General features: G+C 50.6%; 19 protein-coding genes. 2 read left to right on the top strand and 17 right to left on the bottom strand.

From position 1 onward, the window contains the following. Positions 1 to 2 precede the first annotated feature (2 nt). From glmU to AC4GL5_RS00965, 15 genes are all read right to left on the bottom strand, one after another. Complete coding sequence (glmU, locus tag AC4GL5_RS00895) at positions 3 to 1352, bottom strand: bifunctional UDP-N-acetylglucosamine diphosphorylase/glucosamine-1-phosphate N-acetyltransferase GlmU (protein WP_490380898.1); 1350 nt, start codon at positions 1350 to 1352, stop codon at positions 3 to 5. A gap of 111 nt (positions 1353 to 1463) precedes the next feature. Further along, positions 1464 to 1889 carry a F0F1 ATP synthase subunit epsilon gene (locus tag AC4GL5_RS00900; protein ID WP_490380899.1) on the bottom strand — a complete coding sequence of 142 codons (426 nt, stop codon included), beginning with the start codon at positions 1887 to 1889 and terminating at the stop codon, positions 1464 to 1466. Positions 1890 to 1924: 35 nt separating this feature from the next. Beyond that, positions 1925 to 3298, bottom strand: coding sequence for a F0F1 ATP synthase subunit beta (gene atpD, locus AC4GL5_RS00905; protein ID WP_490380900.1), 1374 nt, complete (start codon positions 3296 to 3298; stop codon positions 1925 to 1927). Between the two features lie 51 nt (positions 3299 to 3349). Then, complete coding sequence (gene atpG / locus AC4GL5_RS00910) at positions 3350 to 4207, bottom strand: F0F1 ATP synthase subunit gamma (protein ID WP_490380901.1); 858 nt, start codon at positions 4205 to 4207, stop codon at positions 3350 to 3352. A gap of 71 nt (positions 4208 to 4278) precedes the next feature. After that, on the bottom strand, positions 4279 to 5823 hold the full coding sequence (gene atpA, locus AC4GL5_RS00915) for a F0F1 ATP synthase subunit alpha (protein ID WP_490380902.1): 1545 nt from the start codon (positions 5821 to 5823) through the stop codon (positions 4279 to 4281). Positions 5824 to 5839: 16 nt separating this feature from the next. After that, positions 5840 to 6373: a F0F1 ATP synthase subunit delta gene (locus AC4GL5_RS00920; RefSeq protein WP_490380903.1), complete on the bottom strand. Its 534-nt coding sequence runs from the start codon at positions 6371 to 6373 to the stop codon at positions 5840 to 5842. 12 nt (positions 6374 to 6385) lie between these two features. Continuing rightward, positions 6386 to 6856 (bottom strand): F0F1 ATP synthase subunit B, encoded by a 471-nt coding sequence (locus AC4GL5_RS00925; RefSeq protein WP_490380904.1) that lies wholly within the window; start codon positions 6854 to 6856, stop codon positions 6386 to 6388. A gap of 59 nt (positions 6857 to 6915) precedes the next feature. After that, positions 6916 to 7173 carry a F0F1 ATP synthase subunit C gene (atpE, locus tag AC4GL5_RS00930; protein ID WP_028299499.1) on the bottom strand — a complete coding sequence of 86 codons (258 nt, stop codon included), beginning with the start codon at positions 7171 to 7173 and terminating at the stop codon, positions 6916 to 6918. 69 nt (positions 7174 to 7242) lie between these two features. Further along, complete coding sequence (atpB, locus tag AC4GL5_RS00935; RefSeq protein WP_490380905.1) at positions 7243 to 8064, bottom strand: F0F1 ATP synthase subunit A; 822 nt, start codon at positions 8062 to 8064, stop codon at positions 7243 to 7245. Between the two features lie 64 nt (positions 8065 to 8128). Beyond that, positions 8129 to 8512: an ATP synthase subunit I gene (locus AC4GL5_RS00940; protein WP_490380906.1), complete on the bottom strand. Its 384-nt coding sequence runs from the start codon at positions 8510 to 8512 to the stop codon at positions 8129 to 8131. A 200-nt stretch (positions 8513 to 8712) separates the two neighbouring features. Further along, a complete protein-coding gene (locus AC4GL5_RS00945; protein WP_490380907.1) occupies positions 8713 to 9633 on the bottom strand; it encodes a ParB/RepB/Spo0J family partition protein in 921 nt (306 codons plus the stop codon). A 56-nt stretch (positions 9634 to 9689) separates the two neighbouring features. Further along, a complete protein-coding gene (locus AC4GL5_RS00950) occupies positions 9690 to 10463 on the bottom strand; it encodes a ParA family protein (protein ID WP_490380908.1) in 774 nt (257 codons plus the stop codon). Between the two features lie 54 nt (positions 10464 to 10517). Beyond that, on the bottom strand, positions 10518 to 11162 hold the full coding sequence (rsmG, locus tag AC4GL5_RS00955; protein WP_490380909.1) for a 16S rRNA (guanine(527)-N(7))-methyltransferase RsmG: 645 nt from the start codon (positions 11160 to 11162) through the stop codon (positions 10518 to 10520). Positions 11163 to 11197: 35 nt separating this feature from the next. Then, positions 11198 to 13114, bottom strand: a complete 1917-nt coding sequence (gene mnmG / locus AC4GL5_RS00960; protein ID WP_490380910.1) for a tRNA uridine-5-carboxymethylaminomethyl(34) synthesis enzyme MnmG — start codon at positions 13112 to 13114, stop codon at positions 11198 to 11200. Between the two features lie 569 nt (positions 13115 to 13683). After that, on the bottom strand, positions 13684 to 15522 hold the full coding sequence (locus AC4GL5_RS00965; protein WP_490380911.1) for a DEAD/DEAH box helicase: 1839 nt from the start codon (positions 15520 to 15522) through the stop codon (positions 13684 to 13686). Positions 15523 to 15954: 432 nt separating this feature from the next. Between AC4GL5_RS00965 and AC4GL5_RS00970 the strand changes: the two genes are divergently transcribed. Continuing rightward, a complete protein-coding gene (locus tag AC4GL5_RS00970; protein WP_490380912.1) occupies positions 15955 to 17220 on the top strand; it encodes a methyltransferase in 1266 nt (421 codons plus the stop codon). Positions 17221 to 17342: 122 nt separating this feature from the next. Further along, complete coding sequence (locus AC4GL5_RS00975) at positions 17343 to 17795, top strand: PaaI family thioesterase (protein WP_490380913.1); 453 nt, start codon at positions 17343 to 17345, stop codon at positions 17793 to 17795. A gap of 39 nt (positions 17796 to 17834) precedes the next feature. Here the strand turns inward: AC4GL5_RS00975 and AC4GL5_RS00980 are convergent, their stop codons facing one another. Together AC4GL5_RS00980 and mnmE are read right to left on the bottom strand one after the other, a co-directional pair. Continuing rightward, on the bottom strand, positions 17835 to 18698 hold the full coding sequence (locus tag AC4GL5_RS00980) for a DMT family transporter (protein WP_490380914.1): 864 nt from the start codon (positions 18696 to 18698) through the stop codon (positions 17835 to 17837). 33 nt (positions 18699 to 18731) lie between these two features. Next, a complete protein-coding gene (mnmE, locus tag AC4GL5_RS00985; protein ID WP_490380915.1) occupies positions 18732 to 20108 on the bottom strand; it encodes a tRNA uridine-5-carboxymethylaminomethyl(34) synthesis GTPase MnmE in 1377 nt (458 codons plus the stop codon). Positions 20109 to 20139 lie beyond the last annotated feature (31 nt).

The raw sequence follows: 20139 nt of genomic DNA on the forward strand, positions 1-20139 counted from the left end.
TACTATTTTTTCCAACCGGTCTTGATAACTTGTTTACCACGACCAACAGCAAGGGCGTTCGCTTCAACATCCTTAGAGATGGTTGACCCGGCACCCACGACCGCATTTACACCAATCGTGACAGGGGCAACCAGAGAACTGTTAGAGCCAATAAAAGCACCATCGCCAATCACGGTTTTAAACTTATTCACGCCATCATAGTTACAGGTGATGGTTCCTGCGCCAACATTCACTTTAGCGCCGATATCAGCATCACCAATGTAAGTCAGATGGTTGATTTTTGCACCAGCACCTATCACACTTTTCTTGGTTTCAACGAAGTTACCGACTTTAGCACCGGCCTTCAGCTCACTGGCAGGGCGGATGCGGGCAAAGGGACCTATCGCACAGTTTTCAGCAATCTGAGCACCATCAATCACACTATTAGCCTCTACCTTGGTACCTGCACCGAGGTTAGAATTTTTGACGACACAATTAGGACCAATTTCTACGCCATCAGCCAGAGTGACATCGCCTTCAAAAATCGTGTTGACATCGATAAAGCAATCACGACCCACCGTAAGATTACCTCTGATATCAATACGTGACGGGTCCGCCAAGCTGGCCCCATCAACCATCAGCTGCTCCGCTAGCTGCCCCTGATACCAGCGCTCCAGTTCCGCTTGTTGCTGACGATTATTCACGCCCTGGACCTGCTGCTCATGTTCAGGTTGTACGGTTTGAATCGCTATACCGGATTCCGATGCCATCGCAATAACATCAGTCAGGTAATACTCACCCTGGGCATTGTCACTGGACAGTTTGGGCAACCAGTCCGCCAGATGGCGTTGAGACACAGCCATAATACCGGTATTGATTTCTGAGATAGCAAGCTGCTCAGCATTCGCATCTTTCTGCTCAACAATGGCAGTAACCTGGTCATCATGATTACGTACAATCCGCCCATAGCCCGTTGGGTTATCAAGATGTACCGTCATAAGGGACATGGCCGATCCGGAAACCTGTTCAATAAGCGTGCTGAACAAAGAAAAAGGAGCCAAAGGTACATCACCGTATAGAATCAGCACCTTACTATCCACGTTTAGGTCTGGAAGTGCCTGGGCAACCGCGTGTCCAGTCCCCAGCTGCTCATGTTGAACAACAAAGTTAATGTCCTGACCTTTTAGCGCCTCACGCACCCGATCCCCACCGTGACCAACGACCAGATGAATTCGGCAATTCTCAAGCTGCTGTGCCTGATCCAGTACATGCTGAACCATAGGTTTGCCTGCAATGGCGTGCAGGACTTTCGGTTTATCTGAGCGCATCCTTGTGCCCTGACCCGCAGCCAGAATTACAACATCAGTCACCATATGTTGGTCCTTAACGAAAATAAAAGTACTAAGATAAAATGGGGGAGGGGTAGAGTAGGCTAAATTGAAGACAAAAAAAAGCGGCCTAGGCCGCCTTTTTGTTTGGTACTGTTACGCACCCAGCTTTCGACGTAACTGCTGTACTGTGCGCAGTCGCGCAGCAGCCTGAGCCAGTTCAGCCGCAGCTTTGGAGTATTCGAACTCAGAGGTTTGATTGTTCAGAGAGCGTTCAGCCGCTGCTTTTGCTTCAGCAGCTTCTGCCTCATCAATCTCTTTTGCACGAACAGCAGAGTCTGCCAACACGGTTACACGGTTCGGCTGAACCTCAATGAAACCGCCAGACACGTAGAAAATCTCTTCTCCACCACTCTGCTTGTTTACCCGGACAGGGCCCGGTTGTAGTTCCGACAGTAATGGTGCGTGGCCTGGTGTAATACCCAGGTCACCCAGCACACCGGCGGCAACAACCAGATCCACACGGCCGGAGAAAATCGACTCCTCGGCACTTACGATATCGCAGTGGACGGTCATAGCCATGGTCTTGCCTCTCTTACTTCCGGGAAAAAACGAACTTATTTGTTCGCTTTTTCTACTGCTTCATCGATGCTGCCAACCATGTAGAACGCCTGCTCAGGCAGTTCGTCATACTGGCCTTCCAGAATGCCTTTGAAGCCACTAATAGTGTCTTTCAGAGACACGTACTTACCAGGTGCACCGGTAAATACTTCAGCAACGAAGAACGGCTGAGACAGGAAGCGCTGAATCTTACGTGCACGGGATACAGTTTGCTTATCTTCATCAGACAGCTCATCCATACCCAGAATCGCAATAATATCTTTCAGCTCTTTATAACGCTGCAGAGTACCCTGTACGCCACGAGCTACATCGTAGTGCTCCTGACCGATAACCAGAGGGTCCAGCTGACGAGAAGTAGAGTCCAGTGGATCTACCGCTGGGTAAATACCCAGAGAGGCGATATCACGGGACAGTACAACAGTCGCGTCCAAGTGAGAGAAGGTTGTTGCCGGAGATGGATCCGTCAAGTCATCCGCTGGTACGTATACCGCCTGAATAGAGGTAATAGAACCGGTTTTAGTTGACGTAATACGCTCCTGCAGAACACCCATTTCTTCAGCCAGAGTCGGCTGGTAACCTACTGCAGAAGGCATACGGCCCAGCAGTGCGGATACTTCAGTACCGGCCAGAGTGTAACGGTAGATGTTATCTACGAAGAACAGTACGTCACGACCTTCGTCACGGAACTTCTCAGCCATAGTCAGACCGGTCAGAGCTACACGCAGACGGTTGCCCGGTGGCTCATTCATCTGACCATATACCAGAGATACTTTGTCCAGTACGTTAGAGTCGGTCATTTCGTGGTAGAAATCGTTACCTTCACGGGTACGCTCACCAACACCTGCAAACACAGAGAAACCGGAGTGCTCGATCGCGATGTTACGGATCAGCTCCATCATGTTTACAGTTTTACCTACACCCGCACCACCGAACAGACCAACTTTACCACCTTTAGCAAACGGGCAAACAAGGTCGATAACCTTAATACCGGTTTCCAGCAGTTCAGTGCTGTTTGACTGTTCCGCGTAAGTCGGAGCAGTACGGTGGATTGGCATACGTTCTTCTTCGCCGATCTCGCCTTTCTCATCGATAGGGCGACCCAGAACGTCCATGATACGACCCAGAGTTTGTGTACCAACCGGTACAGAAATCGGAGCATTTGTGTTGACTGCTTCCAGTCCGCGCTTCAGACCCTCGGTAGAGCCCATCGCAATAGTACGTACAACACCGTCACCCAGCTGCTGCTGAACTTCAAGAGTAATCTCGGTGTTAGTAACCGTCAGCGCGTCGTAAACTTTTGGCACAGAATCACGTGGGAATTCCACGTCGATTACAGCGCCGATAATCTGAACGATACGTCCGCTACTCATTTTGGTTCCTCTTAAACCTGTAATTGAAACCTGCTTGTGTGTGCCAGAGGATTAAACCGCTGCAGCACCACCAACAATCTCGGAAATTTCCTGCGTAATCGCAGCCTGACGGGCCTTGTTGTATACCAACTGAAGACTATTAATCAGGTCACCTGCGTTATCGGTCGCGTTCTTCATCGCCAACATACGCGCAGATTGTTCACAAGCATTATTCTCGACCACTGCCTGATACGTTTGAGATTCCACATAACGTACCAGTAACTTATCCAGAAGCTCTTTCGCATCTGGCTCGTACAGGTAATCCCAGTGATCAGAGGTGGTTTCCTCTTCAGCCTGTAAAGGCAGCAGTTGCTGTACAAGGGGCTTTTGGGTCATGGTGTTTACAAAATTGTTATAAACTAGGTAAACACGATCCAGTTCGCCGGCATCGTACGCATCAAGTACTACCTTGACACTACCAATCAGATCGCTCGCAACCGGGGCATCACCGAGCCCAGTCTTGGTTGCCAGAACTTCACCGCCATATGAGCGGAAGAAAGTAACGGCTTTAGAGCCGATTGCGCAGAACTTCTGTTCTACACCTTTCTCATTCCACTCTTTCATGGTCTTCAGCATGGCTTTGAACAAGTTAACGTTCAAACCACCGCAAAGACCACGATCAGAAGCAACAACGATGTAACCCACACGTTTTACATCACGTTCTTCCATGTACTGGTGGCGATATTCCGGAGTTGCATTCGCAATATGGCCTACAACTTTACGAATCTGCTTGGCATAAGGCTGGCTGGCGGCCATGCGATCCTGTGCACGGCGCATCTTACTCGCGGCAACCATTTCCATCGCGCTCGTAATCTTGCGCGTGTTACCGATGCTCGCGATCTGGTTTTTAATCTCTTTTCCGACTGCCATAGCATCTCGCCTTATTCAAAAAACAAACTTAACTCAGTAATGGCCCACAGCTTCCGCCGTGGGCAAACGACTTACCAGGTTTGAGTTGCTTTGAATTGCTCAACACCAGCTTTAAAGCCAGCTTTGATTTCGTCGTTGAAAGCGCCAGATTGGTTAACTTCAGCCATGAAATCAGCTTTTTCAGAGTTGAAATAAGCCAGAATTGCTGCTTCAAAGTCACCAATTTTGTTAACTGGTACATCGTCCAGGTAACCTTCGTTAGCGGCGTACAGAACAACACCCATTTCAGCAATGGACATTGGAGAGTACTGCTTCTGCTTCATCAGCTCTGTTACGCGCTGACCATGCTCAAGCTGCTTACGAGTCGCTTCGTCAAGATCAGAAGCAAACTGGGAGAATGCTGCCAGCTCACGGTACTGAGCCAGAGCCAGACGAATACCGCCGCCCAGTTTCGAAATCAGTTTGGTCTGAGCTGCACCACCAACACGGGATACGGAGATACCAGCATTCATTGCAGGACGGATACCTGCGTTAAACATACTGGTTTCAACGAAGATCTGACCATCGGTGATGGAGATTACGTTAGTTGGTACGAATGCAGATACGTCACCACCCTGGGTTTCAATGATCGGCAGAGCGGTCAGAGAGCCGGTCTTACCTTTCACTTCGCCATTAGTGAACTGCTCAACATATTCAGCGTTCACACGGGATGCACGTTCCAGCAAACGGGAGTGCAGATAGAAAACGTCACCTGGGTATGCTTCACGGCCTGGCGGACGACGCAGCAGCAGGGAAATCTGACGATATGCCCAAGCCTGCTTAGTCAGATCGTCATAAACGATCAGAGCATCTTCACCGCGGTCACGGAAGTATTCACCCATGGTACAACCGGCATACGGAGCCAGGAACTGCATTGCTGCAGGGTCAGATGCACCCGCGTTAACAACGATGGTGTTCTCCATCGCGCCGTGCTCTTCCAGCTTACGTACAACGTTTGCAATCGTAGACTGCTTCTGACCGATCGCAACGTAAACACAGGTAATACCTGAGTCTTTCTGGTTGATGATCGCGTCAATTGCGATAGCAGTCTTACCAATTTGACGGTCGCCAATAATCAGCTCACGCTGACCACGACCTACCGGTACCATTGCGTCAATCGCTTTATAACCAGTCTGAACTGGCTGATCTACCGATTGACGAGCAATAACGCCCGGTGCAACTTTTTCTACGGCATCTGTCAGTTTGGCATTGATTGGACCTTTGCCATCAACAGGGTTACCCAGTGCATCAACAACACGGCCTTTCAGTTCCGAACCTACCGGTACTTCCAGGATACGGCCAGTACACTTGGCAGTCATGCCTTCTTGCAGTGACAGGTAATCACCCAGCACTACTGCACCTACGGAGTCACGCTCCAGGTTCATCGCCATACCAAAGACGCCTTCAGGGAACTCAATCATTTCCCCGTACATTACGTCTGCCAGACCATGAACGGTTACGATACCGTCAGATACACTTACAATGGTGCCCTCAGTGCGGGCTTCAGAAGAGACATCGGTATTCTCGATGCGCTTCTTGATAATTTCGCTGATCTCAGATGGATTCAGTTGCTGCATGCCATGTCCCTCAAACTCAGGAATTCATTGCCTCGGCCAATTTCGCAAGCTTCCCACGTACTGAACCGTCAATAACAGTGTCGCCAGCATGGATAAGTACGCCGCCGATCAGGCTTTGATCAACCTGAGTCTGGATTTTAATTTCACGATTCAGACGCTTTTGCAGAGCTTGTGCCAATTTGGTCTGCTGTTCACTTGTCAGCTCATAGGCAGAAGTAATATCTACCTCAACCGTTTGTTCCTGTTCTGCTTTCAGCGTTTCAAATTGCTCAGCAATTTGAGGGAACAGAGGCAAACGGCCTACTTCGCTCAGTGTCTGTACAAAATTTTTCCCGTTGTCGTCCAGGCCAGTGCAGATATCCATAACGATCTCTGCTTTCTGCTCCTGAGCGATTGCCGGATTGCCCAGAACATTCTGAACTGCTGAATCCGATACAGCTTGCGCTGCCAGACCCAACATTTTAGACCATTCGGCCAATTTGCCCTGGCTCAAAGCATACTCAAATGCAGCTTTTGCATACGGCCGGGCAACAGTGCTTAATTCAGCCATCGGTCACCTCGCTTAAAGCTCAGCTGCGAGTTTCTCTACAAGCTCAGCGTGGGCTTTTTCGTCAATAGAAGCGTTAAGAACCTGCTCAGCACCTTTAAGTGCCAATGCAGACACCTGGGCGCGAAGCTCTTCTTTCGCACGGTTTACTTCTTGCTCAACTTCAGCTTGAGCAGCAGCAAGTAAACGTGCGCCTTCAGAACGTGCGTTCTCTTTTGCTTCATCAACGATTTGATTAGCTCGCTTATTTGCTTGCTCTATAATCAGGGCTGCTTGTTCTTTACCTTCACGCAACTGTTTTCCGGCTTGTTCTTGAGCCAGTTCCAGGTCACGTGCGGCACGACTTGCAGCATCCAAACCATCTGCAATCTTTTTCTGGCGAGCCTGCATTGCTTCCATTACTGGAGGCCATACATACTTCATGCAAAACCAGACAAAGATCGCAAACGAGATGGCTTGTCCTATCAGTGTTAAGTTCAGATTCACGCCATCACCCCTTGCTTTCCAGTGTTGATCTATTAAGGGTTAAAAAACCAGCTTAAAGATTAACCAGCAAGTTGAGCTACGAACGGATTCGCAAAAGTGAAGAACAGCGCGATACCAACACCGATCATGGTCACAGCATCAAGCAGACCAGCAACGATGAACATTTTCACCTGCAGCATAGGTACCATTTCTGGTTGACGAGCAGCGCCTTCCAGGAATTTACCACCCAGCAGACCAAAACCAATCGCGGTGCCCAGTGCACCCAGACCGATCAGCAGAGCAACAGCAACGGCGGTTAAACCCAGTACTTGTTCCATTTTTTTCTCCCAGTTTTTCTCAAGTTAAAGTTAAGAAAGTTAAGTTAAAGTTAAAGCAAAATCGTTAAATTAGTGGTCTTCGCAAGCCATGCTCAGGTAAACAATGGTCAGCATCATAAAGATGAATGCCTGCAGTACGATTACCAGAATGTGGAAGATAGCCCACGGCACAGACAGTGCCCACTGAATCCAGAACGGCATAATCGCGATCAGGATAAAGATCAGTTCACCAGCATACAGGTTACCGAACAAACGCAGTGCCAGAGAGATAGGCTTGGCGATCAGGCCTACACCTTCCAGCAGCAGGTTAAACGGCATCATCCACTTACCAAAAGGCTGCAGAGTCAGTTCGCCAACGAAACCGCTCACACCTTTGACTTTGATGCTGTAGAAAATAATCAGGAAGAACACAGACAGAGACATTCCTAGGGTGGCATTCACGTCAGTCGTTGGTACGACTTTCATGTAATCAACACCCATGGCCATGAACAGAGCAGGCAGGAAGTCTACCGGCACCAGATCCATCAGGTTCATCAGGAAAACCCAGACGAAAATTGTCAGAGCCAGCGGAGCAATCAGACTGCTGCGGCCGTGGAAGGTGTCTTTCACACTCTGGTCAACGAATTCAACCAGAATTTCCACAAAATTCTGCAGACCACCGGGAACACCAGTTGTCGCCATTTTAGCGGCTTTGCGGAACAGGAAAGTGAAGATAAGTCCTAAAAATATGGACCAGCCCAGAGTATCTACGTGAACCGCCCAGAAACCCATTTCAGCTGCTTCCTTCGCGCCGTGAGCAAAGCCCAAAGTGCCATCAGGGTGCAGACCAAAGGTCAGATTCTGAAGGTGGTGTTGAATATACTCGGAAGGTGTCGGATTTGCGCCTGCCATTGTCTTCCTCGAAATTTTTGTAGTAGCTGTTAGTTATCCCTTGCTCACTTTAGTTCCAAGCGTGTTAGCGCTTGATAACTAAAGGCGCGAGCCAATGAACAACCTGAACTACCGCGTAAGTTAAAAAAAAGGAAATTGGGTTTAAGGGACGCACTAAGATAAATACCAGTGCAAATAATACGGCCGTTAAACCAAACTTCACTGCTTCAGCTCTATAGAAGGATTTCACAATCTGTTTTGCCGCCTGCGCACCCTGATGCAGAAAAACCTGCCAGGCAAAGTACAGGTTCGGTACAAAACAAACCATACCACCTAAGAGAGACGAATACGCCAGAGTCAAATTACCGAACAGATAGCATCCGCCCGATACCAGAAGAGTGACCAAAACCTGCAGTCCGACAACCCGTAAAACCTTAGGTCGTTTCAACTGTGCGCTTTTGGCGCCCATTTTCTCTCCTAAACTATCTGCGCGTAAAAACCCTGCTTACTGTGTAAGACACAGAACAGATTCAGAGTAACGTCATTTTGTGACCGCAGGATTATAGGTTGATTAGGCAACCCGTTCAACTGAATTACCCGCTCAAAACCTGATCTAAGACCAATAGATAAGCTTTATTAGTCTTAGGATGGAGAATTACCGAGGTAAATTTATTGGATATGAGAAAGGATGCCATCCAACTCTTCTAGACTGGAATAATTAATCACAAGCTTACCTTTGCCCTTTTTATTGTGGCTGATCTGCACGGCTGCACCGAGTGTTTCCGCCAGCTTGCGCTGCAGAAACTCAACGTCAGCCTGAGGTGTTTGAGTTTCTTTCTCTTCTACCGGTGTTTGCAGCTTACGCACATAGGCTTCGGTCTGACGAACCGACATCCCCTTGGCAACAACAGTTCTTGCTGCCGAGCTTTGTTCGTTACTCTCCAGGCCAAGAATCGCACGGGCATGGCCCATTTCCAGATCACCATACTCGAGCATCTTCTTCACATCATCCGGCAGTGCAATAAGGCGAAGCAGATTGGTTACCGCTGAACGGGATTTACCCACCGCATCAGCAACCTGTTGCTGAGTCAGCTCAAATTCCTGCTGAAGACGCTGCAGAGCAAAAGCTTCCTCCACCGGATTCAAGTTCTCACGCTGGATATTTTCGATCAGTGCCATCGCGATCGCAGCATCATCACTGACATCACGAATAATGACCGGCACCTGATCCAGCTCAGCTAACTGAGCCGCACGCCAGCGACGCTCACCGGCAATAATTTCGAAACGCTCTTTTTCGATCGGACGAACCACAATCGGCTGCATAATGCCCTGGGCCCGAATCGAGCTGGCCAGCTCTTCCAGAGATTCAGGATCCATATCCCGACGGGGCTGATAACGTCCACGGGTCAGAAACTCCACCGGCAGATGGCGCATTTCACCATCCAGAGTTTCTTTTTTAACCGATGCTTCAGGCTGTTCTGCTTTTACTTCCGGAACCACAGAGACTTCACGGGGCTGCGTCAGACTGGAAGAACCAGAGCCTAACAATGCATCAAGTCCACGACCTAAACCTCGTTTTTTCGCCGACATGGATTCTCCCGTTAAGTAAAAGCGTGCAGCATTAAGTGATTAAAAAATGTTCGGTATCAGGCGGCCTGACTGGTTTTACGGATCAGTTCGCCAGCCAAGGCAAGGTAGGCAAGACTACCTTTAGATTTTTCGTCATAGATCAGCGCAGGCACACCATGGCTTGGTGCTTCGGCCAAACGAACATTACGCGGTATCACGGTTTTATAGACCCGGTCATCAAAGTGTTGAATCAATTGTTGTGATACATCCCGAGTCAGGCTGTTGCGGGGATCATACATGGTTCGCAGCAAGCCTTCGACGCGAAGATCAGGGTTCACCGTCTCCTGAATCTGCTGGATCGTTTCCATCAGAGAGGAGAGACCTTCAAGGGCATAGTACTCACACTGCACCGGAATAATCACACCATCCGAGGCGGTCAGCGCATTAACCGTCAGCATATTCAGCGACGGCGGGCAGTCGATCAGGACATAGTCATACTGATCACTTAATTCGGCAAGTACACGCTTAAGGCGGAAATTACCCGCTTCAATTTGCAGTAACTGAACTTCTGCCGTGGTCAGATCGGAGTTTGCCGGTAACAGGTCATATCCGGCAGGATCGGTTTTCACCCGAACCTGATCAATGCTGGCTTCACCCAACAGCAGGTCACAAACGGAGTAATCGCATTCATTTTTATCCACACCGCTACCCATGGTCGCATTGCCCTGGGGGTCCAGATCGATCAACAGTACTTTGCGACGGGTCGCAACCAGTGATGCAGCCAGATTAACGCAGCTGGTTGTTTTACCCACACCGCCTTTCTGGTTGGTTACTGCGAATACATTTGTCATCCGTTTCTTCCTGCTATCAGTTTCTGATTAGGATCAGTTGCTGCCTGTGGCCGGTTATGCTGATGCCTGGCTACGCTTCAGAAGTGCCAGATGGCGTTCGCCATCAGAACCGGGAACATCCAGGCGATGAACCTCTTTGCAGATCACACCTTCCGGCAGATGTTGCAGTTCATCTTCAGGGTAAACGCCTTTCATGGCCAGCCATTCAGCGTTTTCGGTACCCAGATGTAGTGTCCACTGCATCATATCCTGCAATGAGCTGAATGCGCGACTCATTACCTGATCAAAACGCTGCTCAGGTTGATACTGCTCAACCCGCTTATTCACAACGGTTACATTGTCGAGTTTGAGGGCGGTGACCGCCTGAAACTGAAAACGGCTTTTCTTACCGTTACTGTCCATCAGCGTAATGTTCAGATCCGGCCGTACAATCGCGACTGGAATACCCGGCAAACCACCACCGGAACCCACATCAATGCAGTTAGGACCTTTGATGTAAGGCAGAATACTCAGACTATCCAGCAGATGGCGGTCTACCATCTGCGCCGGATCACGCACAGCCGTTAGATTAAAGGCTTTGTTCCATTTTTCCAGTAAGCGAAGGTAATCCATCAGTAATCCCTGTTGCTGATCGCTGATTTCCAGGCCCATCGCCTCAATGCCACGGCGTAATTGGTTGTCCAGAGCGTTGTCGTTCAAAGTCTTTACCCGTTCAATCTGAATCTGGCCTGATATCAGGCCGGTGTTTTGGGATTCGTTTTCGTGTTCAGCTGGTTGTTAGTCGCCATTGCACGTTTTTTCAGATGAATCAGCAGCAGTGAAACCGCAGCCGGTGTCACCCCAGGGATACGACTGGCAGCAGCCAGTGTTTCCGGACGATTCTCACCCAGCTTCTGACGAATCTCTTTCGACATACCTTCGATACTGTCGTAATCCATCTCCACTGGCAGCTCGGTATCTTCATGGCGGCGCAGCTTTTCGATATCGTCCTGTTGGCGGCTGATATAACCGGCGTATTTCACCTGAATCTGTACCTGTTCCGCCACTTGTGGATTATCCACAGGCTCACCTTTCAGGCTGGCCAGATCATCATATTCCAGCTCCGGACGCTTCAGCAGATCCAGAAGATTGTATTCACGGGTCATCGGCTGTCCGGTTTTTGCTTCAACCGCAGCCGCCTGTTCCGTTTTCGGCTGAATCCAGGTGCCACTCAGGCGACGGGTTTCCTGCTCGATCTGTTCTTTTTTCGCGCTGAAGGCCGCCCAGCGCAGGTCATCCACCAGTCCCAGCTCACGACCTTTTTCGGTCAGGCGAAGATCAGCGTTATCTTCACGCAGAATCAGGCGGTATTCCGCACGACTGGTAAACATACGATACGGCTCACTGGTGCCGTGGGTGATCAGGTCATCCACCATCACACCGATATAGGCTTCGTCACGGCGCGGATACCAGGCTTCTTTGCCCTGAGCCCGCAGACCGGCGTTCAGACCCGCCAGCAAACCCTGTGCACCGGCTTCTTCGTAACCTGTGGTGCCGTTGATCTGTCCGGCAAAATACAGGTTGGGGACAAATTTTGTCTCCAGCGTATGCTTAAGATCCTGTGGATTAAAGTAATCATATTCAATGGCGTAACCCGGACGCATGATGTGCGCATTTTCCATGCCGCGAATCGAGCGGACCAGTTCCAGCTGAACATCAAACGGCAGACTGGTGGAGATGCCGTTCGGATATAACTCATGGGTGGTCAGACCTTCCGGCTCGATAAACACCTGATGGGAGTCTTTGTCCGAGAAACGGTGAATCTTATCTTCGATAGACGGGCAGTAACGCGGGCCGACACCTTCGATCACACCGGTATACATCGGTGAGCGGTCCAGACCTGAACTAATAATATCGTGGGTACGCTCGTTGGTGTGGGTGATATAGCAGCTGATCTGCTCAGGATGGTCTTCCTGAGAACCCATAAACGACATCACAGGCGTTGGGGTATCACCGGGCTGAGCTTCCATCTGGGAAAAGTCGACGGATTTTCCATCGATACGCGGTGGTGTTCCGGTTTTCAGACGACCAACGCGGAACGGCATCTCCCGCAGGCGATTAGCCAGCGTAATGGATGGCGGATCACCGGCACGACCACCGGACTGGGTTTCCAGACCAATGTGGATGACCCCCCCCAGGAAGGTCCCTGCGGTCAGCACCACGGTTTCAGCATGGAAACGGATACCGGAACTGGTGATGACACCAGCTGCCTTATCGCCATCCATGATCAGGTCATCAGCTGCCTGCTGGAATATCGTCAGGTTTTCCTGATTTTCCAGAATGGTACGGATGGCCGCTTTGTACAGAATACGGTCTGCCTGCGCGCGGGTTGCCCGAACGGCAGGGCCTTTACGGCTGTTCAGGACACGAAACTGGATACCACCTTTGTCCGTTGCCAGCGCCATAGCACCGCCGAGGGCATCAATCTCTTTCACCAGATGACTTTTGCCGATACCACCGATAGCCGGATTGCAGGACATCTGACCCAGGGTTTCAACATTGTGGGTCAGCAGAAGGGTTGCACAGCCCATCCGTGCTGATGCCAGAGCGGCTTCCGTTCCCGCATGACCTCCACCGATCACAATTACATCAAAGCGGGTTGGATAATCCACAATATCACCTCTAACTATCTGGTTGTGCCCTTGTCTGGCTGAGCCTTCAGGCTGTTGTTTCTAAACAAGAGCGGACAATGCACAAGTGGCTGGTTTCGCGAAGGGGGACAAGTATATACCTGCCTGCGCAAATGAGAAGGGTTGTAAATGCTGTCATCGTGAAGATTTTTTGCCTTTTGCTAACAATTAACATCATTAAAGTCATTTATTTAATTAGATGATTATAGTGATTGTTATTGTGTGGATAAAATCTGTGGATAACCCTGGCAATCTCCCGTTATAGAGGGGTTTAACCTTGTGTTTAAGTCATCGGGTTTCCTAAGGACTGCCTAGGGGTATCCTGAGTGGATGTTGTGGGTAAATAAGCGACTTATCAACAGACGTATTTATGCGCGGTTTATCCCAAGACTTTAAGCACAGTGATACAGCTCTTATACCGTCCGGTTTTTATGTTATTTAAGCCAAAAACTTTTCTTCAGACGAAAAAAAACCCGCCTTTTTAAGGGCGGGTTTCTCAAACCTGAAAGGTTTTAAACGGCAACAGCCATCTGATTCAGCTCAGATGTCGGTTAGCCTTCGTCGTTACTACGAGGCTTACGAGGGCCATCGTTGCGACGTGGGCGATCACCGCGAGGACGGTCGCCACGTGGACGATCACCGCGAGGACGGTCGCCACGTGGACGATCATTGCGTGGACGACGCGGACGGTCACCACGTGGCTCATCTTTAGGAGCCGGACCTTTATCCACGCTGATGTTCATTGCTACCTGACGTACACGGGTCTTCTGCAGGTGGTTCAGAACGTCCTGAGGCATGCCTTCCGGCAGCTCAACGGTACTGAACTGATCGTACAGACGGATATTACCGATGTACTTGCTCTCGATACCCGCTTCGTTAGCGATAGCACCAACAACATCACCTGGCTGCAGACCATCACCACGGCCTACTTCGATACGGTAACGGATAAAGTTAACGTCTGTAGGACGCTCACGGCGTGGACGACGCTCGCCGCGCTCTCCACCACGTTCGTTACGATCACGGCGGTCGTTACGCTCACGATGCGGACGCTCAGGCTCTGGTGGCAGAATCAGCGGACGCTTCTCCTGAACCTTCCATGCCAGAGTCGCAGCGATATCTTCCAGAGACATTTCGTTCTCTTCGGTCAGCTCCTGAACCAGCTTACGGAAGAAATCCATCTCAGCGCCAACGGCTGCAGACATCTCAACAACGCTGTCTTTGAACTGCTTAACACGCTGATCAGCCACCATTTCACGGGTTGGCAGATCCATGCGCTCAATGCGCTGACGGGTAGCACGTTCAATAGCACGCAGCATGCCGCGCTCACGTGGCGTTACGAACAGAATCGCATCACCGATACGACCCGCACGACCGGTACGGCCAATACGGTGAACGTAAGCTTCGGTGTCATAAGGAATGTCGTAGTTGATAACGTGAGTAATACGCTCAACGTCCAGACCACGGGCAGCAACGTCTGTTGCGATAACGATATCCAGCTTACGGTTTTTCAGCTGATTAACGGTACGCTCACGCAGCGACTGATTCATATCACCGTTCAGTGCAGAGGCACTGTAACCACGGGCTTCCAGCTTCTCAGCCAGCTCAACCGTAGCGGTTTTGGTACGTACGAAGATAATCGCCGCATCAAAATCTTCGGTTTCCATAATGCGGGTCAGGGCGTCCATTTTGTTAACGCCGCTTACCTGCCAGTAACGCTGGTTGATGGTATCAACGGTTGAGGTTTTCGCCGCGATACTGATCTCCTGAGCGCCCTGGATATGACGACGAGCCACCTTACGGATCTCGTTCGGCATCGTGGCAGAGAACAGAGCAACCTGACGTGGCTGCGGAACCTGCTCCAGAATCCAGTCTACGTCGTCGATGAAGCCCATTTTCAGCATCTCATCGGCTTCATCCAGAACCACAGCTTTCATGGTTGAGGTGTCCAGCGTGCCACGACGCAGGTGATCCATGACACGACCTGGAGTACCCACAATCACCTGTGGGCCACGTTTCAGCTGCTTCAGCTGAAGGGTCATGCTGTGACCACCATAAATTGGCAGTACGTGGAATCCGCGCATATCACGTGCATAGCGTTGGAACGCTTCTGCGACCTGAATCGCCAATTCACGGGTGGGGGTCAGGACTAATACCTGAGGACTGTTCTGACGGATATCCACGCGGGATAGCAGAGGCAGAGCAAAAGATGCGGTTTTACCCGTACCGGTTTGTGCCTGACCTAATAAGCTGTCGCCTTTCAGTAGAACCGGAATACTCGCGGCCTGAATAGGGGAAGGTGTTTCGTAGCCAATTTCTTTTACAGTCGCAACAAGTGCTTCGGGAAGGCCCAGCTCATCAAAGCTGGATACAACAGTTTCTTCTGATGACATTCAAGGGTTACCTGAGTCGTTAAGGTATAAATGACGGAACCCCTGGCATCTCATCCAAGCATACTGACGCGGAAAAATATCGCTCAATATCAATTACGGGTTCCACTTTCGCTTCATGGAGTCAGCGGCACACATTCTGTTGTGCCCGGCTACTCACAATTTCATATAGCCTGAAAATGGCTATCTCATATGGCAGGGTACGCGCTGTGCGCAATCGGGGCTGATTCGAGGATCAGATACGGAGAAAACAGCTGTTTACACCCTGAGGGGCACGCATTGTGCCTGCATTTGGGGGTAAAATCCAATTTAGTTTCCATTTATCGGCACTTATTTAGCCTTTAAGCGGTAAAATTAAATTTTCCTGTTCCCAGAGCTGATTTTTAGCCCTGTACGGGTAGGTTTGTCTTTTCTTACCGCATTTCTGAGGTTGATGTGCTGCACTCTCTTTTTCTTCATGCTGATCAACTACTTACTCAATATCGCTCCTACTGGCAGATGCAGCCGTTCCATGTTCAGCAACTCAATGAGTGTCGTCAGTTACCGGAAGGTCTTCTGACAGAGCTGGAGAAACTGGATTCGGATCAGTTCGAACAATTAAGTGGCCATCATGAAGCAGGACAGCAGTGGCTGGAGAGATGGATTCCTTGTCTTGACGAGTTAGAACAGATTCAGCAAGGCATTCCTGGTGTGGATAACTCAAAAAAATCCTCTCCGCAGGACCCGATGTGGATAAAACATTTGAGCACAGGAGTTCCCGGACGCAAATGGAGTCAGATTGAGCAGTTTGCTTGTTTTCTACCAATGGCTGAAGACAATCCGAAGCGCAAATTACTCGAATGGTGTGCCGGCAAAGGCCATCTGGGCCGGCTGCTGTCGATTCGACAAGGTTATCAGGTCACAAGTCTCGAATGGCAGCAAAGCCTCTGTGCTCAGGGAGACGTGTTGGTTTCTCAGCAAAAAAAGCGTTATCCACAATTGCGGCAATCATTACTGCAGGGTGATGCTCTTTCGAATCAAGCCGAAAAACTTTTACACCAGCATCATGCAGCAGTTGCCCTTCATGCCTGTGGCGATCTTCATACCCGACTGATCACTCTGTGTTGCAACGCTTCGCAAACAGTCAAACAGCTTGCTATTGCTCCCTGTTGTTATCATCTGACCGCAGATGCGTTTTATCAGCCGTTGTCAAAGGTGGGGCAGAGCAGCCGGTTACGCCTTAGTCGTCAGGATCTGAAAATTCCGCTGCAGGAAACCGTGACCGGTGGTCAGCGTGTCAGCCGCTTACGGGATATTGAACTGCACTGGCGTTTAAGCTTCGACTTTTTACGCCAGTCTCTGACAGGGGAAACTCACTATAAACCTCTTCCGGCTTTCCCGAAGAAACTGCTCTCCGGTGGATTCAAAGAGTTTGTTCGCTGGGCCCTGATTAATCGCAAGCTACTAAGCGATGATCAAGCCTGCGATAACTTACCTATCGGTGAAACCGAACTATCTCAAGCCTTAGCGCAAGGGGCAGAAAAACAGCTTATGGTTCGTAAGCTGGAATGGTTGCAAAGCCATTTTCGCCGAGTGCTGGAAATTTGGCTGGTGGCGGACCGGGCACTGGCACTTCAGGAAGCGGGGTTTCACGTGGAACTTCATCAGTTCTGCGACAAGTCTGTCAGCCCCAGAAATCTGCTGATCAGAGCTACGCGATAAAACATGGTGTTATTAGATGCTGCCCGTGGTACCCGTTCGACCCGGTATTCACACAGGACACTGCACCAACTCCCGTTGAGCCTCTAGTATGTCAGCACACTATAAATACAAGAAGGCATCCTATGAGCTCAGCACCTCTCCACAAGAACCCGTTTGCCCCTAAAAATGAACATTACCGTCAGGAAGTCGAACGGGTACTTAACAGCGCGCCCTTTATTCAGTCACTCGGTATGGAAGCGGAGCGTATCGAACCGGGAATATGCGATACCCGGCTTAGGATCAGACAAGATCATCAGCAACAGGATGGTTTTGTCCATGCCGGTGTTCAGGCCACTCTTTGTGACCATACTGCTGGTGCTGCAGGAGCAACCCTGATTGCGGAAGGCAAACGTGTACTGACCGCTGAGTTTAAAATCAATCTGCTGCGTCCCGCATCCGGTGACGTTCTGATCTGTAAAGCCGAGGTACTGAAGCCCGGCAATACACTCACGATTGTCGAGTCTGAGCTTTGGGCAGATAAGGATAACCAGCGCACCCTGGTAGCAAAAGCGACGGTAACGCTGGCGGTTGTATAGATCTGATGTTTTAAGTTGCGTGTTGCCGGAAGGCAGGTGTCAGGCTTTCAGTTTCTTCTGTTCGGCCCGCACATTGATCAGGTTGCCGCTGAGCATCACGGCGGCACCTGCCAGTACCCAGATATCCACCGATTCCTGATACAACAGATAACCGACACACATAATCAGCGGCAAACGCAGAAAATCCATCGGCACAACCACGGTGGCATCTGCCAGTTTAAAGGCGCAGGTCATGCAGTAATGAGCACTCATCGCCGTTACCCCCACAAGAACAATCCAGGGCATCATCTCCCAGCTTGGAGACTGCCAGTCCAAAACGCTGGGCACCATGCCGAAAGGCAACTGCATCAGTGTCATATAGAAAAGGATCGTCAGCGGGGAATCAGTGGCGGAAAGCGCCTTGGTCTGGATATACGAAAAAGCGTAGCCAACGGCTCCTGCCAGAACCGCAAAAGCAGCGGGATTAAGACCTTCACTTGTGGGTCTTAATATCATGACCAGCCCGGTCAGGCCGAGCACCAGAGCCATAAGTCGTGCCGGTGTAAGTCGCTCACCCAGCAGAAAGAAGGCAAACAGCGCGGTCCAGACCGGTGTTGTAAATTCAATGGCGATCACCTCCGCCAATGAGATATAGGCCAGCCCATAAAACCAGCCGTACTGACCGGCGTAATGGGCGATATTGCGCAGGCCGTGGCGCATCAGATGTTCGGTCTTCAGCAGATGCGTTCCCTTCCAGGCGATTAGAGCACCGATCAGAACGACACCAATCACACTGCGGTAGAAGAGAATATGATAGGTCTCAAAGGCTGCGGACAGCTCCCGCCCGGAAACCGCCATCGCCATAAAGGACAGGAGTGCACCGGACATCCAGAAAGCGGCGCGAACAGGTGCACTGAATGCCATCACTTATCTTCCTTGTCTTAATCTATTAATCGTTTATTTACCGATACAGAAGGAACCGAAGATCTTACCCAGCAGGTCGTCGGCACTCATCTGACCTGTGATCTCGCCCAAAGCCTGTTGCGCCATGCGCAGGTCTTCTGCCAGTAATTCACCCGCGCCCATATTCAGTAGCTGATAGTGGCCGTTATTAATAAACTCACCTGCCTGTTCCAGTGCATCCAGATGACGGCGACGGGCACTGAAACCACCTTCGGTACTGCCGGTATAACCCACAGTTTCCTTCAGGTGCTGCGTCAAATTATCCACACCCTCGCCGGAACGGGCACAAAGCCGGATCACCGGTCGCTCTGTGGATAAATCAATGCCTGCTGTTTCACCGCTCTGGTCAATCTTGTTGCGGACGACGGTTACCGGTACGGAAGGGGGCAGCTGGTCGATAAACTCCGGCCATAAGGTGTGGGGGTCGTTAACCTGAGTCGCGGTACTGTCGACCATCAGCAGTACACGGTCGGCTTGTTTGATCTCATTCCAGGCCCGTTCCACACCGATCTGCTCCACCTGATCCGGGGTTTCCCTGAGACCTGCGGTATCAACAATATGCAGCGGCATACCGTCGATATGGATCTGTTCCCGCAGCACATCCCGGGTAGTACCGGCAATATCGGTGACGATGGCGCTGTCTTTACCGGACAGACAGTTCAGCAGGCTGGATTTACCGGCATTCGGGCGACCGGCGATTACCACGGTCATACCTTCCTGCATCAGTGCGCCCTGGCTGGCGCTGTTCTGAACCGCCTGCAGCTCTGCCTGAATCGCTTCCAGATCCGCCATCACTTTGCCATCCGCCAGAAAGTCGATCTCCTCTTCAGGGAAATCGATAGCGGCTTCTACGTACATACGCAGGTGAGTGAGCTTATCCACAAGCTGATGGACTTTATCGGAGAATGCCCCCTGCAAAGAACGAACGGCATTACGAGCAGCCTGCTCAGAAACACTGTCGATCAGATCAGCGATCGCTTCCGCCTGAGCCAGATCCATCTTGTCATTCAGAAAGGCGCGTTCAGAGAATTCACCGGGTCGCGCCATACGAATTCCACAGCTCAGCACACGCTTCAGCATCATATCCATAATGATGGGGCCGCCGTGACCCTGAAGCTCCAGAACATCTTCCCCGGTGAAGGAGTTAGGTCCGGGGAACCAGAGCGCAATACCTTCATCCATAACCGCACCGTCTTCACCATAGAAGGGGCCATAGTGAGCAAAGCGTGGCTTAGGCAGTGTTCCCAATAGGGTTTCAGCCACCCGGGCAGATTCAGGGCCTGAGATACGGATAATTCCAACACCGCCGCGTCCCGGTGGCGTTGCCTGTGCTGCAATGGTATCGATGCTGGATGCCGTAGCCTGTGTCATGGCGTCTCCCGTTAGACCCTGTCTGAATAGT

The sequence above is a fragment of the Oceanospirillum sp. genome, from assembly GCF_982874595.1.

Bases quoted from the DNA above. Each gene is read 5' to 3' on its own strand.
- AC4GL5_RS00900 (WP_490380899.1), bottom strand. From the start codon at position 1,889: ATGGCTATGACCGTCCACTGCGATATCGTAAGTGCCGAGGAGTCGATT.
- atpA (WP_490380902.1), bottom strand. From the start codon at position 5,823: ATGCAGCAACTGAATCCATCTGAGATCAGCGAAATTATCAAGAAGCGC.
- AC4GL5_RS00965 (WP_490380911.1), bottom strand. From the start codon at position 15,522: ATGTCATCAGAAGAAACTGTTGTATCCAGCTTTGATGAGCTGGGCCTT.
- glmU (WP_490380898.1), bottom strand. From the start codon at position 1,352: ATGGTGACTGATGTTGTAATTCTGGCTGCGGGTCAGGGCACAAGGATG.
- AC4GL5_RS00975 (WP_490380913.1), top strand. From the start codon at position 17,343: ATGAGCTCAGCACCTCTCCACAAGAACCCGTTTGCCCCTAAAAATGAA.
- AC4GL5_RS00920 (WP_490380903.1), bottom strand. From the start codon at position 6,373: ATGGCTGAATTAAGCACTGTTGCCCGGCCGTATGCAAAAGCTGCATTT.
- atpG (WP_490380901.1), bottom strand. From the start codon at position 4,207: ATGGCAGTCGGAAAAGAGATTAAAAACCAGATCGCGAGCATCGGTAAC.
- AC4GL5_RS00940 (WP_490380906.1), bottom strand. From the start codon at position 8,512: ATGGGCGCCAAAAGCGCACAGTTGAAACGACCTAAGGTTTTACGGGTT.
- AC4GL5_RS00950 (WP_490380908.1), bottom strand. From the start codon at position 10,463: ATGACAAATGTATTCGCAGTAACCAACCAGAAAGGCGGTGTGGGTAAA.
- AC4GL5_RS00945 (WP_490380907.1), bottom strand. From the start codon at position 9,633: ATGTCGGCGAAAAAACGAGGTTTAGGTCGTGGACTTGATGCATTGTTA.
- atpB (WP_490380905.1), bottom strand. From the start codon at position 8,064: ATGGCAGGCGCAAATCCGACACCTTCCGAGTATATTCAACACCACCTT.
- AC4GL5_RS00980 (WP_490380914.1), bottom strand. From the start codon at position 18,698: ATGGCATTCAGTGCACCTGTTCGCGCCGCTTTCTGGATGTCCGGTGCA.
- mnmE (WP_490380915.1), bottom strand. From the start codon at position 20,108: ATGACACAGGCTACGGCATCCAGCATCGATACCATTGCAGCACAGGCA.
- atpE (WP_028299499.1), bottom strand. From the start codon at position 7,173: ATGGAACAAGTACTGGGTTTAACCGCCGTTGCTGTTGCTCTGCTGATC.
- atpD (WP_490380900.1), bottom strand. From the start codon at position 3,298: ATGAGTAGCGGACGTATCGTTCAGATTATCGGCGCTGTAATCGACGTG.